At 49.9% G+C, this 16798-nt stretch carries 10 protein-coding genes; all 10 read left to right on the top strand.

The window, feature by feature from the left end; translation table 11 throughout:
• Positions 1-132: 132 nt before the first annotated feature.
• The 10 genes from tssH to ACT3RR_RS19710 all read left to right on the top strand — a co-directional run bounded on the left by tssH (position 133) and on the right by ACT3RR_RS19710 (position 16708).
• Positions 133-2784 carry a type VI secretion system ATPase TssH gene (tssH, locus tag ACT3RR_RS19755; protein WP_496200967.1) on the top strand — a complete coding sequence of 884 codons (2652 nt, stop codon included), beginning with the start codon at positions 133-135 and terminating at the stop codon, positions 2782-2784.
• Positions 2781-5450: a type VI secretion system tip protein VgrG gene (vgrG, locus tag ACT3RR_RS19750; RefSeq protein ID WP_496200966.1), complete on the top strand. Its 2670-nt coding sequence runs from the start codon at positions 2781-2783 to the stop codon at positions 5448-5450. The genes tssH and vgrG overlap by 4 nt, the downstream gene beginning before the upstream one ends.
• A 36-nt stretch (positions 5451-5486) precedes the next feature.
• On the top strand, positions 5487-5897 hold the full coding sequence (locus tag ACT3RR_RS19745) for a hypothetical protein (RefSeq protein ID WP_496200965.1): 411 nt from the start codon (positions 5487-5489) through the stop codon (positions 5895-5897).
• A gap of 221 nt (positions 5898-6118) precedes the next feature.
• Complete coding sequence (locus ACT3RR_RS19740; protein ID WP_496200964.1) at positions 6119-7516, top strand: LysM peptidoglycan-binding domain-containing protein; 1398 nt, start codon at positions 6119-6121, stop codon at positions 7514-7516.
• Positions 7513-8271 carry a hypothetical protein gene (locus ACT3RR_RS19735; RefSeq protein WP_496200963.1) on the top strand — a complete coding sequence of 253 codons (759 nt, stop codon included), beginning with the start codon at positions 7513-7515 and terminating at the stop codon, positions 8269-8271. Before ACT3RR_RS19740 ends, ACT3RR_RS19735 begins: the two co-directional genes overlap by 4 nt.
• 566 nt (positions 8272-8837) lie before the next feature.
• Positions 8838-9959 (top strand): hypothetical protein, encoded by a 1122-nt coding sequence (locus ACT3RR_RS19730; RefSeq protein WP_496200962.1) that lies wholly within the window; start codon positions 8838-8840, stop codon positions 9957-9959.
• The gene (locus tag ACT3RR_RS19725; protein ID WP_496200961.1) at positions 9956-13372 is read left to right on the top strand and encodes an ImcF-related family protein; all 3417 of its coding nucleotides are present in this window, start codon (positions 9956-9958) and stop codon (positions 13370-13372) included. Before ACT3RR_RS19730 ends, ACT3RR_RS19725 begins: the two co-directional genes overlap by 4 nt.
• Positions 13373-13410: 38 nt before the next feature.
• Positions 13411-15006: a type VI secretion system protein TssA gene (tssA, locus tag ACT3RR_RS19720; protein ID WP_496200960.1), complete on the top strand. Its 1596-nt coding sequence runs from the start codon at positions 13411-13413 to the stop codon at positions 15004-15006.
• Positions 15007-15026: 20 nt separating this feature from the next.
• Positions 15027-16289, top strand: coding sequence for a PAAR domain-containing protein (locus ACT3RR_RS19715; RefSeq protein WP_496200959.1), 1263 nt, complete (start codon positions 15027-15029; stop codon positions 16287-16289).
• Positions 16289-16708 (top strand): hypothetical protein, encoded by a 420-nt coding sequence (locus ACT3RR_RS19710; RefSeq protein WP_496200958.1) that lies wholly within the window; start codon positions 16289-16291, stop codon positions 16706-16708. The genes ACT3RR_RS19715 and ACT3RR_RS19710 overlap by 1 nt, the downstream gene beginning before the upstream one ends.
• The last annotated feature ends 90 nt before the right edge of the window (positions 16709-16798 follow it).

Here is a 16798-nt window from a genome sequence, read left to right as displayed (position 1 = left end):
TCAAAACTGCTTATTGAGAGTCAGTAGCGGTTTCGCAAACAACAAACAATTCGAACATCGACCTAATGGGCCTGGGTTCCTGCAAAGGAAGGCTATGGGCGGTAGCGTACCCAAAACACAAGGAATTTCAGCATGGAACATCAATCAGCCACCCTCCTTCGTCGCCTCAATCCTTACTGTGCTCAGGCACTGGAGGCCGCCGCTACGCTGTGCCAGACCCGCGCCCACGCTGAGATAACGTTAGAACACTGGCTACTAAAATTACTGGAATTGGGCGAAGGCGACATCACCGTGCTGGCCCGCCGCTATGAGTGGGATATGGACAGCCTGTGGCAGAGCCTGCTGGCGCACCTTGATACCCTGCCACGCTCGGTGCATGCTCGCCCGGTGTTATCGGACTCGCTGACCGAGCTGATGCAGAGCGCCTGGCTGAATGCATCCCTGCAAGATGGCGATGACCGCATTCGCAGTATTCACCTGCTCGAAGCCCTTAATATGCACCCTCATTTGCTGCGTTGTGACGGAGCCTGGCCGCTGTTTAGCCTGAGCACGGCCCATATATCTCGCCTCAAGCCCTTGTTGAATGTCCAGTCCGACGAGCGCCCTGAGTTGCAGCAGCAGGCCAGTCTCAATATGCCTACTTCGTCGCTGAATGAGCCAGCCCGTCAACCCGGCGCTGACGCCCTTTCCGGTCAGACATTGAGTGAAGCGCTACAGGCCGCGCTGGATAAATTCACGCTAGACGTGACGGCTAAAGCCAAAGCTGGACAGATTGACCCGATCTTTGGCCGTGATACCGAGATCCGCCAGATGATCGACATCCTCTCGCGCCGCCGTAAAAACAACCCGATTCTAGTGGGCGAGCCGGGCGTGGGGAAAACCGCCTTGGTGGAAGGTCTGGCGCTGCGCATCAGCGAAGGCAATGTGCCGGACAGCCTGAAAACTGTTAGCCTGCGCACCTTAGATCTCGGGCTGCTTCAGGCCGGAGCCGGAGTTAAAGGCGAGTTTGAGCAGCGTTTGAAAAACGTGATTGAAGCCGTTCAGCAGTCGCCAACCCCCGTTTTACTGTTTATCGATGAGGCTCACACCATCATCGGCGCAGGCAATCAGGCCGGTGGCGCAGATGCCGCTAACCTGCTTAAACCGGCTTTGGCGCGCGGCGAACTGCGCACTATCGCGGCGACCACCTGGTCTGAGTACAAACAGTATTTTGAGCGCGACGCCGCGCTTGAGCGCCGCTTCCAGATGGTCAAAGTCGACGAGCCGGATGACGCCAAAGCCAGCCTGATGCTGCGCGGCCTTAAAGGCCGTTACGCCCAGCACCACGGCGTGCACATTCTTGACGCCGCGATCACCGCCGCCGTCACTCTTTCGCGCCGCTTCCTGACTGGCCGCCAACTGCCGGACAAAGCCGTTGACCTGCTCGATACCGCCGGTGCCCGTGTTCGCATGAGCATCGACACGCTGCCGGAGGCTTTGATGGAGATCAATGCCGAACTGGCGGCACTGGCGGTCGAACAACAGGCTATTGAGCAGGATCTGTTGCTGATCCCGGATACCGCGTCGACCCGCCTGCACGACATTGAACAGCGCCGCGAACAGCTTTCCTTCGAGCAGCAAAAACTCGATCAGCAGTATAAAGAAGAGCAGCGCCTGACCCAGCTGATTGTCGAAGCCCGTCGGGAGATTGCCGACGTGGCCCAACTGGCAGCCTTGCAGCAAGAGCTCAGTTTGGTTCAAGGCAACGCTCCGCTGCTCTCTCTCGACGTCGATGCCCGCACCGTCGCCACCGTCATTGCCGACTGGACTGGCGTGCCGCTGAGCAGCCTGTTAAAAGATGAGCAGACTGACCTGCTGCAACTGGAGAAACATTTCGCCACGCGGGTGGTGGGGCAAGATGCCGCCTTGGTGGATATGGCGCAGCGCCTGCGCGCCGCTAAAACCGGCCTGACGTCAGAAAACGGCCCGCTCGGTGTCTTTCTGCTGGTCGGCCCAAGCGGCGTGGGGAAAACCGAGACCGCGCTGGCGCTGGCCGACACCCTGTTTGGCGGTGAAAAATCGCTGATCACCATCAATATGTCCGAGTATCAAGAAGCCCACACGGTTTCCCAGCTCAAGGGCTCACCTCCGGGCTACGTGGGCTACGGCCAGGGCGGCATTTTGACCGAGGCCGTGCGCAAACGCCCGTACAGCGTGGTGCTGCTCGACGAAGTGGAAAAGGCCCACCGCGACGTGATTAACCTGTTCTATCAGGTGTTTGATCGTGGCTTTATGCGCGACGGAGAAGGCCGTGAGATTGATTTTCGCAACAGCGTGATCTTAATGACCGCCAACCTCGGCAGTGACCACCTGATGCAACTGCTGGATGAACAGCCGCAGGCAACGCATGGCGAGATGCACGAACTGCTGCGCCCTATCCTGCGCGATCATTTCCAGCCTGCCCTGCTGGCCCGCTTCCAAACGCTGATTTATCGCCCGCTGGATGCAGAAGCGCTCAGAAAAATCGTCGAGATGAAGCTGGCTCAGGTCGCGAAACGCCTCAACCGACATTACAGCCTGAAATGCGTCATCCAAGAGAGCCTTTACGACCAGCTAGTCGCCGCCTGTCTGCTGCCGGACACCGGCGCGCGCAACATCGATAGCCTGCTCAACCAGCAAATTCTGCCGGTACTGAGTCAACAACTTCTCAGCCGTATGAGCGAGCAACAGCACACAACCTCGTTAACGCTGGGCTGGGATGATGATGAAGGGATTTTGTTGGAGTTTGAAGGAGCAGAGAGATGAGTACCACGTCTAAGACACCCTTTTTCGACCACAGCCACCATAAGCTCGCCGTGCGCGACTGCGACGCGCCGATTGACGTGGAAGGCTTTGTTGGCAACGAGAGCCTGAGCCTGCCGTTCAGCTATGACATCACGTTCACCAGCGGCGACCAAAACATTGACCCGGCCACCCTGCTGATGAAGGACGCCTCGCTGACCCTGCAGGCCCCCGTGATGGAGGCCTTCGGCGTGGCGGTGCAGCAGCCGCAGCGGGTTATTCAGGGCGTGGTCACCGGCTTCAAACGCCTCTCTGCCTCGCGCGACGAGAGCCGCTACGCCCTCTGCCTGCAGCCGAGGCTGGCCCTGCTGTCGCGCAGCCACCAGAACCGCATTTATCAGGATATCTCCGTGCCCGGCATCGTGGAGAAAATCCTGCGCGAACGCCACGCCATGCGCGGGCAGGACTTCGTCTTCACGCTGGTAAAAGCGTATCCGCGACGCGAGCAGGTGATGCAGTACGGCGAGGACGACCTGACCTTTATCTCGCGCCTGCTGGCCGAGGTGGGTATTTGGTTCCGCTTCACCGCCGACCCCAAGCTCAACATCGACGTGGTGGAGTTTTATGACGACCAGCGCCACTACGCGACCGGCCCGACCCTGCACGCCGTGCCGCCCTCCGGCATGCACGACGTCGGCGTCGAGTCGGCGTGGGACTTGGCCAGCGCCTATCAGGTGGTGGAAAAATCCGTCAGCACCGGGGATTACAACTACCGCACCGCCAACGCCGACCTGGCCTCGGCGGCGGACGTCACCCGCGGCGACACCACCACCTACGGCGAGGCTTATCACTACGCCGACAACTATCTGGCAGCGGGCTCCGAAGGCCGTGACCCCGAGCCGGAAAGCGGCGCGTTCTACGCCCGCCTGCGCCACGAGCGCTACCTTAACCAGCAGGCGCGGTTCTCCGGCGTCGCCAACGCCGCTGCCCTGACGCCGGGTCAGGAGCTAAAGGTCATCGGCAACACTATTCCGTCCCCGTTCACCAAAGGCGTGATAGTCACCCACACCCGCAGCAGCGCCGCGCGGGACAAAAGTTTTGAAGTGGCGTTTGAAGCTATTCCTTATTCGGAAGATTACTGCTTCCGCCCGACGCCCGTCAGCAAGCCGGTGATGGCCGGCACCCTGCCCGCCCGCGTCACCAGCACCACGACCAACGACACCTACGGGCATATCGACAAGGACGGGCGGTATCGCGTCAACATGCTGTTCGACCGCGACGCCTGGGAGCAAGGTTACGAGAGCCTGTGGGTCCGCCAGGCGCGGCCTTACGCCGGTGACACCTACGGCATGCACCTGCCGCTGCTGGCGGGCACCGAGGTGGCCATCGCCTTTGAAAATGGCAATCCAGACCGCCCCTATATCGCGCACGTCCTGCACGACTCGGCGCACGGCGACCACGTCACCATTCGCAACTACCGCCGCAACGTGCTGCGCACGCCGTCCAATAACAAGCTGCGCCTCGACGACGAGCGCGGCAAGGAGCACATCAAGCTCAGCACCGAGTACGGTGGCAAGAGCCAGCTCAACCTCGGCCATCTGGTCGACGCCGACAAGCAGCCGCGCGGCGAAGGCTTTGAGCTGCGCACCGACAGCTTCGGTGCGATAAGAGCCGAGAAAGGCATCTTCATCAGCGCCGACGGGCAGCCCAAGGCCCAGGGGAAGGTGCTGGAGATGCAACCGGCGATGGATTTGCTGAACACTGCGCACGAGCAGATGAACTCAATCTCTTCTGATGCTCAGGCTTCAACGGCCAGCCCTTCTGACCTGCAGGCTCAAATCAATCTTTTGCAGCAAAACCTTAAAGAATTAAAGCAATCCATTCTTTTGCTAAGTGCCCCCAAAGGTATTGCCCTGAGCAGCGGCGAGCACCTGCAAATAAGTGCCAGCGACAACCTAATTGCCACAGCGGGTAAAAATGCCGACGTCAGCGTCGCCAAGAACTTCTTTATCGGCGTGGGCAACACTCTGAGTATTTTTGTCAGAAAACTGGGGATGAAGTTAATTGCTAATCAAGGCCCTATCACCGTTCAGGCACAGAATGACCTGATGGAATTACTGGCCCGTAAGGCAATCACTATCACCAGCACCGAAGATGAAATTAAGATCACGGCGAAGAAAAGGATCACGCTGAACGCTGGCGGCAGCTATATCACACTCGATGAGAACCGGATCGAATCCGGCACCGCGGGTGAATATCTGACTAAGGCTGGGCATTATGGGAGGTTGGATAAAGCTAGCTTGATATCAGCAATACCAGCTTTTCCCATTATTGAGTCAGGTGAACAAAGCTTGCGGTTTGCACTTTCTGAAGATGCAATTGGTCAACCTTATATGATCCACAACAGTATGGGAGAGTTAGTTGCAAAGGGGACGATTGGTGAAGATGGCAGAACACCGAGAATTAAGTTGAATGAACCTGATGAGCTAAGATTAAGTCTTGGTGATAACCGGTGGAAAGTGGAACCTATAGAAATTAAAGCAGAACAAACTTATACAGATTTAATAGATTTAACCTTCTTTGACGAACCCATTGAAGACCCTTATCTAGATAAACTTGATGATGATAATAACACGCTCCCCTCTGCGCTACTCGCAAGAATTATAGGCAATATCGCGGGCGAAGATTAGAATTTCATATACCATGAAAAATATAAGGAATTAAAAGTGAAGAATTCATTTCTAGCTATTTTTTTATTATTTACCCACACTGCAAACAGTGCTTGTTTAAAGAGCGGCGATTATGTTGAGCTTTTCGGAAAGCTAGTAGCTAAGCAATTCCCCAACCCGCTTGCAGAGAGCAATGACTCAAAAGAAAACAAGCCATACTCAATATGGATATTGCAGTTAGATTCTCCCTTGTCGTGCGTTAAAGACGTAGATGATGAGACATTCAAAAATTGGAATAAAGAAATTCAACTGTACCAAGGAGACAATGTGAGCAAAGATAAAATGGAGAAATTGAAAAATAAAGATGTTCTCCTTGGTGGGGAGTTAAGTGTCGCTGGCGGTGCACCATTTGAATTTACAGCAGTCGGGCTGGATGTTGAAAAAGCATCGAATGCTCCAGTGGAATAAAGAATCAATTGATAAGAGAGGATTTTGTGAAATATGTTAGCGCGACGCACGATAAAAAATCATTAACTGTGGAATATGTCGCGGAAGATGGCACGCGTTACCTGCGGTCGGGGGGTACAATTTGCTGGCGATTCTTTAACCCAGGTAACATCCGACCGTCTAAAACTTCTGTATGTAATTCTTTTAAAATAGGCATAGGTGAAACTAAAAGCGGAAAGTTTATGATTTTCCCCAGTGAGGAGGTCGGTTGGACAGCTTTAAATTTATTATTAAAAAGTGTATATAAAGACATGGAGGTTAAGAATGTTGCTAAAAGATTCGCTCCAGCCACAGACAATAACGACCCTGAAAAATACTCTAAATTTATTGTTAGAGAATCAGATTTAAATGGAGATTGGCATGTAAGAGATCTGGATGAAACTTCTTTAGAGAGATTAATGGAAGCAATCAAAAAGATGGAAGGATATTATAACAATCAAGATACTCGGCGCGAAAATATAGTACCTACAACTAGTATTATTGTTTCTGACGGTACTCAACCTATTATTAATGAGAAATTTAAGATAGCCATTGGGCAATGCACTTATGAATGGAGTACAAATAAATATGGAGTGCTGCCACTTATAGCACACTTATCAGATCGAGAACGAGTTGATATTCTTGCAACAAATGCTAGTGGTATTTATGAGAAAATTCATTCATTAACAACAGGAAATATAAGTAAAAATATTTTATTATTGAAGCATGGTAGCATCTATACCGCTAAAACTGGTGCTCATAAACAAAGTGAAAAAACCACTTCGATATATCTTGTAAAAAAAGGGGAAACATTAAGCAATATTGCACGTAAACTCCATACAACAGTGAAGAGAATTGCTGATTTAAACAATATTAAAAATATAAATATTCTCTCTGTTGGCCAGAAATTAAAAGTTCCTGACGGAAATGCTCTCCCTCAGGCGGTATCGTCAACGAATACTCTATCACTTACAAATCATCGTCAGACAAAAACAGGAAGTTCTGATGCAGGCTATCCGCAGGCGAATGTTAGCCAAAATGAGGAGCAAGCACCGTGGATGAAAGTTGCTATAGAGCAGGCAATAAAATGGGCAGGTAAGCCTGAGGATGAGATTACGATGGATATAAATTATCATGCAGAGGTTGGAGTACGACTTCCCTCTTTAGCTGGAGATAGTAACCCCTGGTGTGCCTCTTTTATTAATTATTGCTTAATTAAATCTGAACCACCATATCCGAAGAGTAATGCTCCTGCCAAAGCGATTTCGTTTTCGACTGATTATGCACGTTTTAAAAAAATAGATGTCCCAATTTACGGCTCTATTGCTGTTTTTACACGACGAGGTGGGGGGCATGTTTGCTTTGTTTATGCATTATCTTCAAAAGTTAATGGAAATATTATTGTATTAGGCGGCAATCAGTCAGATGCTATAAACTTTGTCGACAGAAGTCTCCGCGGATTGGTTGGTTACTTTATTCCTATCCAGTATGAGAAAAAAGCATTACTAGAAATGGTAAGTGGTTCCCTTCATAAATCGAGCGCAGAAGAGCTGAATTCATCACTAAATATCGATACTGATAACAACGGGAGAGAATTATGATGAAAGTAACATCTATAAAATCTATCGCTTGCACTCTTCTTATAGTGGCAAACATATCACTGGCTGATGCAAACAAAAATGTTCTGAAAGAACAATTAATTAACGCAGTGCGTAATAATTACAATGAACTAAAAGATGCCACACTCGAGATAAAGAAAATAGATTACTCTGGGGACTACGCCTATTTTTGTGGCGTTGGATTAGATAGCACCGGAAAGCCCATAAATACCAACAATTTCATTCCAGTCTACGATATACTCATGCACCGTAGCGAAAATGGAGTTTGGAAACAAGTTGAAAATTTTAATTCATTTTCGACTTTAAGAAAAAAAATAGAATGCCGTATAAATGAGAAACTAAGTAATTTCTTATTAAAAGTGGATATGGAAGATGACTCCTGTATATCTGTGGATAAAGGAAATGACGAAAGAAAAAATATACTTAATGTTATCAGAGAAGATAAAGAACAAAAACTTTTGGTTACACGACTATGTAAAACATCTTCTATAGCTTATTTTTGTGGTGCTAGCCAAGATAAAAATAGTAATTTTATCAGCAAAACTAATGGTGCAATTAACGTATCAGATATTATTTTAACGAAAAAAATGAATGGCAAATGGGAAAAAATCGTTGAATTTGGAAGTTTCTCATCGTCCTTTGAAGATATCACGTGTTTTTTTGGTAAAGAAAGTTCACTTCTTGAAAATCGCACTTTACAGGATGCTGTAGATAAACTTGGAAATAATGATCAGTGAACATCACAATGTTAAAATGCAATCTATTACAAATGATACATCATATTATTATATAAACCATAAATAAACAAACATTTCTAACATATAAGTAATCCCATAATTATATACTCTTATTTGTAGAGCGCCGAAATTAAATGGCATTCTTATAACATATCACCAATGCCTATAAGGATTGTTTAAAAACGATGGATTATTTCCACTTCAATAGCAATACAAAACCCATGAGAAACCCAGAAATAAAGAGCACACTTCAACGGATGGATTATTTTTCTAGCGACAATCCTTTTTAAATTGCAATAAATTATTTAAATATCAAAAAATAAATTCTTTAAAAACAATAAAAATTTATATTTAAATATCATTTAAACCTTAAGACCAACACACAACCAAATAATTTTAATGATAACACTCCCTCCCTGAACATAATTCTTATGCCTTTTTACATTGAGCTCAAAATGCCAGTAAACCTAAATAATATACCTGCCCCCTATTTACGTCCTACTCCGCCCAAGCCATTGCGCTGGTTAGCTGCGTTGGTATGCCTTGTCGCGACAGGAATATTACTGATGCGCTTATTAGGGAAATTGGTCAGTGAGAACACTTTCTGGTGGTTTGCCATGGGTATTCCCGTCATTTCTTGGCTGGTATTAATGGGAATTCGAATGGCTATTTACATGATGCAGCAAATTCAGGCCAACGCTTGGGACAAACGCCGTGAACAGGTGATTTTGCAGGAAGTACGGCGTGGGCGCCGTGCGTTGCAAATTCTGGCAGCGACTTTCAGCACGGCGCATATAGCCAATGCAGAATTTACTGACTGCACCGAAGCTATGCTTCGTAATCAGCCAATGTTAACACCGCAAACTAGCTGGAAAAAAGAAAGTACTGTCCGCCACAGTAAATTGCCGACTTCCGAAGATCATGAGCCTCATGACCGCATTGCCGCTGCCTTTGCTGAACTTTTGGAAAGTTTCGTGAATACGTTCGCCTTTATCCGGCCAGATCATCCTATTGCTGTTTTACTCGAATCCGCCTCTTCAATACCTGATGCACAGGTGAAAGAGATCTGGCAGAAGGCCTGGAAAAAGAGAGCGTTTCCTCAGCCTACGCATTTTGTTCGGGGGAGCGGGCTTAGGGTAATCGACAACTGGCTGGATAATCATATCAAAGATGAAGATTTGCTGCTGGTCGTCGCAGTGCATATCGCACCTGATGTAACCCTGTTCAGCGCAGAAGCCGTGGTCGGACTGTTACTCGGCAACCGGCTGACACAAAAGGATTTGTTACCCCTTGCTCTGCTTCATCGGCCAGAACTTTCGGAAGCGAATGATGAAATGTTACGCGCCAGGGCTGTGCAGGCTGCGGACTGGGTACCTATGAGCATCGATAAAGTGCAGCACCTGTGGTTAACAGGAATATCGGCTAAAAGCGATGCTTACAGAGCGATCCTCAAAGTCAAAACTGCGCTGCCATTTACCGGCCTTGGGCAACAAAGTGACATGCACCATATAGACAGTTTTCTTGGCAATACGGCACTTGTAGCCCCTTGGCTAGCCATTGCCGTTGCTGCCAAGGCGATGAGCTATTCCCCTGCCCCACATTTTATTTTTAACGGCGAACAAGGCAGCGAAAGTGTCTGGAGTTGTGCCGTCTCTCCCAATGCTTCTCACAAGGAGAACATAACGTGAAGCGCATTGCCTTACCGATTAAAAAACCAGAAGTCTGGTTCTGGATTATTGCCTTACTATTTTTACTTACAGGCGCGCTACTTTGTTGGCTAGTCTGGCAGCACCCAGAACAGGTTGGGTTAATGCCAGACACGCCGCAGCGAGATCGCTGGCTGACAGGGTTGATGGTAGGAACTGGCGTTCTGAGCTGTTGCGCGTTGTTAACCTATGCCGGTACGCGGCTTTCGGGTAAAAATCATTTTGATGAAATTCGTCAACAAGCCAAAGGGGATGATATTCCTAAGCCTGAAAAAGTAGCGAAAGATAAATCTCTGAACAAAATGGTGTTTCTGAAGCGCCATCTGCGCCTTCGCTACGGCCTGTTCTGGCGCAATAAAGTTCGTTTGCTGATGGTAATGGGTGAAGCCGAACAGGTTGCCGCGCTGGCACCTACTCTGGCAAGTCAGGGCTGGCTTGAAGGTCAGCGCACGTTGCTCATTTTTGGTGGCAGCCTGCATGAAGAAGGCGATCACTCGCGTCTGACTGAGTGGCGAAAGCTGCGCCGCACTCGGCCCTTCGACGGCATCGTCTGGGCGATGGCTGATGGGCAAAGCCGAAACGCTCAGTGGGTCGATGACGGCCTGCGCTCTCTGGAGAAAATCGGCGATACGCTGCGCTATCAGCCTGCGGTATATCTCTGGCAGGTGATTGCAGGGAAAGCTGAGGGTCACTTGCGCACGGAACAATCGATAGGAGCCATTTTCCCTGCAAAAATGTCACCCGAGTCGATTCAATCTCAACTTAAGTCCTTAACACCGCAGCTGCGCGAGCAGGGTTTACAACAGGTCTTTGTCGATCAGCAGCACGATTTCCTGCTGCGCCTTGCTCAATCACTGGAGAGCAGCACCGCCGCGCATTGGGGGAAAATACTCACCCCGTGGCTCGCCAGCTATGGCAAACGCATCCCTTTACGCGGCTTAATGTTCAGCCAGCCGGTATCATCGGCCACCTCTGCCGGCGTCCATGAAAAAACCTGGTCTGCACCCGTAACTTGGCAAGGGGTTTTAGAGGATTGTCGCGCGGCGCGTGGACAACGCGTTGGCCTGCCATGGGAGCAAACCCTGTGTTACAGCCTACTGGCGCTGATTATGCTTTGGGCAGCAGGAAGCCTGATGTCGTTTGCAGTTAATCGCCATCAAATGGTCTCAGCCAGCGAACTGGCGCAGAATCTGGCGAAGCCACTCCCTGTGTCCGATGCGCAACTGATTGCTCTGCAAGCCCTGCGCAATGATATCGGGCGTTTACAAACGCGCGTTCATCACGGCGCACCTTGGTATCAGCGTTTTGGCTTAGACCAAAATGCGGCACTGCTTGATGCCCTACTCCCTTGGTATCGTCAGGCGAATAATCGCCTGATAGGCGATGCCGCTGCGGACAGTTTGCAGCAAAAACTGAGCGTGTTGGCCAACCTTCCGGCGAACAGCCCGAAACGCGCCGCGCTGGCAAAATCTGGCTATGACCAGTTAAAAGCCTATTTGATGATGGCGAGACCGGAAAAAGCCGAAGGCCAGTTTTACGCGCAGGTGATGAAATCCACTGAGCCGCGCCGTGCAGGCGTCTCTTCCGGCCTGTGGCAGAGCCTGGCGCCTGATTTATGGCAGTTTTATGCTTCTAACCTGCCGACTCAGCCAAGTTGGAAAATCAACGTCGATAGCAGTCTGGTCACTCAGGCGCGTCAGGTACTGCTGGGAGAAATCGGCCAGCGCAATGCCGAAAGCACGCTATACGAAAATATGCTGCTGTCGGTACGCCGCAACTATGCGGATATGACGCTGACTGATATGGCGGGCGATACCGATGCCCAGCGCCTGTTCCACACTGATGAAAGCGTGCCGGGTATGTTCACGCGCAAAGCCTGGGATGAGCAAATCCAGCAGGCAATAGATAAAGCCGTGGCGTCGCGCCGTGAAGAGATTGACTGGGTGCTGAGTGACAACCGTCGGTCAGTTGCTGATGAAATCTCACCTGAAGCCCTGAAAAAACGCCTGACAGAACGCTATTTCACTGATTTTGCAGGCAGTTGGTTGAACTTCCTCAACAGTCTTCATTGGAACGACGCTCATAATTTATCTGATGTTATTGACCAGCTCACCCTGATGAGCGATGTGCGCCAGTCGCCATTGATTGCCTTAATGAACACACTGGCGTGGCAGGGGCAGACCGGGCAAAAAGATCAGGCCCTGTCGGACTCTCTGGTGAAATCGGCGAAAGCCTTGATCAATAAAGACGCGCAGCCAGCCATCGACCAACAGGCCCACGGCCCGGTCGGGCCGCTGGATGAAACCTTTGGTCCCCTGCTCGCCCTGATGGGCAAAGGCAGTGCACAGAATATGATGCCTTCCGACAGTTCGCTCAGCCTGCAAACGCTGCTGACTCGCGTGACTCGCGTCCGCCTTAAACTTCAGCAGGTTGCCAATGCTTCTGACCCACAGGAGATGACACAGGTACTGGCGCAGACGGTATTCCAAGGCAAAAGCGTCGATCTGACCGACACCCAAGAGTATGGCAGCCTAATCGCGGCGAGTCTGGGGGAAGAGTGGAGCGGTTTTGGGCAGTCGATGTTTGTTCAGCCTTTGACTCAGGCTTGGGAAACGGTGCTGCAACCCTCTTCCGCCAGCCTCAACGATCAGTGGAAAAACGCCATTGTCGCTAACTGGAAATCAGCGTTTGACGGGCGTTATCCGTTCGCCATCAGTAAGAGCGATGCGTCACTGCCGATGTTGGCCGAATTTATTCGCAAAGACAGTGGCCGTATCGACAGCTTCCTGACCCGCGAACTGAGTGGCGTGCTGCATAAAGAAGGCACTCGCTGGGTGCCAGACAGGGTTAACAGTCAAGGATTGAGCTTTAATCCGGCGTTTCTCGAGGCGATTAATCAACTCAGCCAGATTTCGGACATCCTGTTTACTGATGGCAGTCAGGGTATGCGCTTCGAGCTGCTCGCCCGCCCCGTGCCAGACGTAGTGGAAACCAACCTATCAATTGACGGACAAAAGCTCAAATACTTCAATCAGATGGAAAGCTGGCAGAGCTTCCGCTGGCCGGGCGATACCTATAAACCGGGCACCATGCTGACCTGGACGAATGTTAACGCTGGCGCCCGTTTATACGGCGATTATCAGGGAACCTGGGGATTGATTCGTTGGCTGGAACAGGCAAAACAGCAAAAGCTTGATGAGGGGCGCTATCAGCTCACCTTCACAACCACCGATAAACAGCCGCTCCAGTGGATATTGCGCACCGAGCTCGGCAAAGGCCCGCTGGGCCTATTGCAGCTGCGCAACTTCACGCTGCCGACAAAAATCTTCCTGACCTCAGAGACGCAAGCTGCGGCTGAAAAGCCATTTGACGCCGATGCAATAGCCCAAGAGTGATCTCCGCCCCTCTCGCTTAAAATTCAACAGGACCCGTAATGACCACATTAATCACGCTGCAAGAGGCTTGCAGCGCCGAGTCTTCATCACTCTTGCAATTGGCAACTGAGCAGGCCGCACTCTGGAATAACTGGTTAAAACCGATCTCAGCGGATCAGCCTGCCGGTGAAGATCCGGGCTACGACGACGACTTTCAGCAAATGCGCGAAGAGGTGAATAAGCTCTCGGGGGCCAATACCACGCTTATCTGCGAGCTGTCGGAGAAATTGCTTACCGCCTATTGCAAGGATGTGCGGGTCGCCACCTATTACATCTGGGCGCGTCTGCATCGCGATGGCGAAGCCGGCTTTGCCGATGGTCTTTCCTTGTTAGCGGCTCTCCTTGGCGATTACGGTGAAATGCTCCATCCGCAACGTGCCACCAGCAGAAAAACGGCGCTCGAATGGCTTGCAGGCTCGCGCATGCTGGACAGCCTTTCACTCTATCCCGAAGTGGATAAAGCTGATTTTGCCCGTATCGTGGCGGCTCTGACACTTATCGGGCAAGGCGTAAGCACATGGCCTGAAGCGAGTCGTCCACAGCTCGGCGCGCTCTACGCCGTGTTAGAAAATCGACTCGTGCAGTCTGGCGGGATGCATGCCGTGGTGCCGCAAAATAGCGGTTCCGCTAGTGTTTCAGCAGAATCCACCAACGCGTCCCCCTCACTGCGACCAGTGCAGTCCGGCCGCGACTTGCTGGATCAAGCAAAGACGCTGGCAAAATACCTGCGCGACCAGCCTCAGGGGTGGCTCTCGGGTCATCATCTGATCAAGAGCGTGCGTTGGGATACGGTTCATGAACTTCCTCCGCTGGACGCCAGTGGGCGCACTCGCTTACTGCCGCCGCGCCCGGAGTATCGCGCGCAGCTCAAGCGTCTTTACTTGCAACAGAGTTGGGTAGAACTGCTAGAACAGGCAGAGTCGATGTTTGCCGAAGGCGTTAACCACTTCTGGCTCGACGTGCAGTGGTATTTGCATCTGGCACTCAGTAAGGCCGGAGCGCCCTTCGACAGCTGGGCCAGCTGTATTACACAGGATTTACGCCTGCTGCTGACCCGTCTCACCGGGCTGGAAAGCCTGTGCTGGAGCGACGGCACGCCCTTTGCGGATGAAGTCACTCAGGATTGGATTAATCAGCAGGTGCTGGAATCGTCCACTGGCTGGGGCAATGAACCCGCCGCTGCCGTCACCTCCGGCGAGGACGATATTCTTCAGCTTGAAAGCGAAGCGCTGGCGCAGGCCGACAGTGACGGCGTTGAAACCGCGATCCTCTGGTTGCAAGCACGTCCGGGAGTCACTACCCCGCGTCATCAATGGTTGTTACGACTGGTGATGGCCCGCGTGGCTGAGCAATATGGCAAGAATGACATGGCGCTCCACCTGCTGGCGGATCTGGATAGCGGCGGCTCATCCCTCACCCTAAACCACTGGGAGCCGGGATTGGTTTTTGAGGTCAAAGCCCGACGCCTCAAGTTACTGCGTATGAAGGCGCAGCGCAGTGACAGCGACAAACTTCGCCTGCACAGCGATATGGAAACCTTGCTCAGCGGGCTAATAGCGCTCGACCCGGCAAGGGCTGCGGTGTTGTGTGGTTAACACTTAATAAGGGATTATTTATGGCAAAAGGTTATTACTTGGTGGTGGAAGATGAAACCACCTGTGGCGGTATCATCATTGAAGGTGATACAACCCACACACTGTTCGGCAGAGCCGTGGCTCGCGAGGAAGATCGCGTAACCTGCGGCAAACACCCCGGCACTTACTATATTATCGGCCATATTCCCGGGGATAAGATCCACGGCCGAAATTTTGCTGGCACCCTGCACAGCAAAAGCAGCTGTCCTTGCGAAGCAGAGTTTATTCCGTCAATGGTGGATGATACGTATGATTTAGGTAGTCAGGAACCAAAGAAAAAACCAGCTTCTGAGGAACAAAAAGCACCAGCCCTGTCGTCTTACGTCACAGGAGAAAATCCGTCCCCAAGCTATGTACCTGATTACCCAGCGACTGCATTGATTAATACTCATACCGTGCCTGATCTACATTTAAGAAATATTCTAAAATCCAGCAACCAAGATATAGCGCTTTTAACTCCAGACGAGTGCATAGAGGTGTTAAGCTCATGGGGCATGATTAAAGCTGGATGGGTTTCAATAACACAAACAGACTCAGGTGCATTTGTTATAAACTATGGAACTAATATTAAGGATGTAGTCACTACATCGATGATCATTACTAAACTCGGAAGCTTTGGCATTAAAGCGACTAGGTACATCAACCATAAAGGTACGGAGTTAATAAAAATTAGCGGCTACCCTGGGATCAGGAAAATATTAAATGCCCCCGTGTTTGCGGCCAAAAACCCAAAAATTGTAGATATAGGCATTGGGAAATATGGTTTGAAAAACTCTATCATAAGTGGGACCAGACTAACGTTCTATTTTTCAGCTAGTTACAGGACTATGGATTTCATATTAAATGATGAGGCTTCACTGTCACATTTTATCGGTTCATTAGCCACAGATATAGCTAAGATTGGTATTGCTTCTTTTGTTAGCTGGGGTGTAGGAAGCGGTACCGCTATTCTAGTTCCATTTATTTCAGCACCATTAGTAGTTGTTGTTTTAACAGGTTTTATAGTTGCCATAGGGTTAAATGAACTTGATAAAAAATATGGGGCCACGGACAGAGTGATAAGTTACATTGAATCGGCGCAGCAAGAATTTGTAGAAAAAGCAAAGGAAATACATCAAGGGATATTGGATTTAGGTGCTATGTACGTTGATAATATGCTAGAAAAAGGCATGCGTGTAATAGAAAGTGAAACAAAAAAATATTTACGGGACACAGTGAATGAAATTTTTCCGAGAATTTATTAATGAATAATATCACAAGACCCAAAGCACTATTATTATTTATACTCTTCTTCGGGATAGCGATTAGCTGTCTATTGCTTGGGATATCAAGAATAAGAGAAAGAATCTCATCTTCAGAAGTTATTTTAGTTTCAAAGTTTGATTTTGTAATACCTTTTGCATCATTAGTCTTCTTTTTAGTTTCCGTACCAGCCATTTATTTCTTTATCAAAAATAGAACAATGAAAAATGCGAGCCTAGCTCTTCTGACAAAGTCTATTTTTATAAGCTTTATCACTGCGCTTGTTTTAGGCTTTTTGATTAACTCAATAAATGTTAATTATCTTGAAAAAAAGGGATATGTCCAGTGTAAAGGTATTCCTACAGGATGGACTCCCGGCACCGCCACCGAATATGCTTTGAATGAGGGACTGTGCAAATAAAAATGAGAAAATAAAATCATCCCGAAAATATGAAAAGAACTATCACTAATAAATATTTAAATCTTAGCAACTACCAACTCAAAGATTAAC

Source organism: Ewingella sp. AOP8-B2-18, assembly GCF_052376015.1.
GTDB classification, from domain to species: Bacteria; Pseudomonadota; Gammaproteobacteria; order Enterobacterales; family Enterobacteriaceae; genus Ewingella; species Ewingella allii.
Note: the sequence above shows the minus strand (reverse complement) of the source record. Positions and strands in the feature narration are given on the sequence as shown.

Bases quoted from the DNA above. Each gene is read 5' to 3' on its own strand.
- tssH (WP_496200967.1), top strand. From the start codon at position 133: ATGGAACATCAATCAGCCACCCTCCTTCGTCGCCTCAATCCTTACTGT.
- vgrG (WP_496200966.1), top strand. From the start codon at position 2,781: ATGAGTACCACGTCTAAGACACCCTTTTTCGACCACAGCCACCATAAG.
- ACT3RR_RS19740 (WP_496200964.1), top strand. From the start codon at position 6,119: ATGATTTTCCCCAGTGAGGAGGTCGGTTGGACAGCTTTAAATTTATTA.
- ACT3RR_RS19735 (WP_496200963.1), top strand. From the start codon at position 7,513: ATGATGAAAGTAACATCTATAAAATCTATCGCTTGCACTCTTCTTATA.
- ACT3RR_RS19730 (WP_496200962.1), top strand. From the start codon at position 8,838: ATGCGCTTATTAGGGAAATTGGTCAGTGAGAACACTTTCTGGTGGTTT.
- tssA (WP_496200960.1), top strand. From the start codon at position 13,411: ATGACCACATTAATCACGCTGCAAGAGGCTTGCAGCGCCGAGTCTTCA.
- ACT3RR_RS19715 (WP_496200959.1), top strand. From the start codon at position 15,027: ATGGCAAAAGGTTATTACTTGGTGGTGGAAGATGAAACCACCTGTGGC.
- ACT3RR_RS19710 (WP_496200958.1), top strand. From the start codon at position 16,289: ATGAATAATATCACAAGACCCAAAGCACTATTATTATTTATACTCTTC.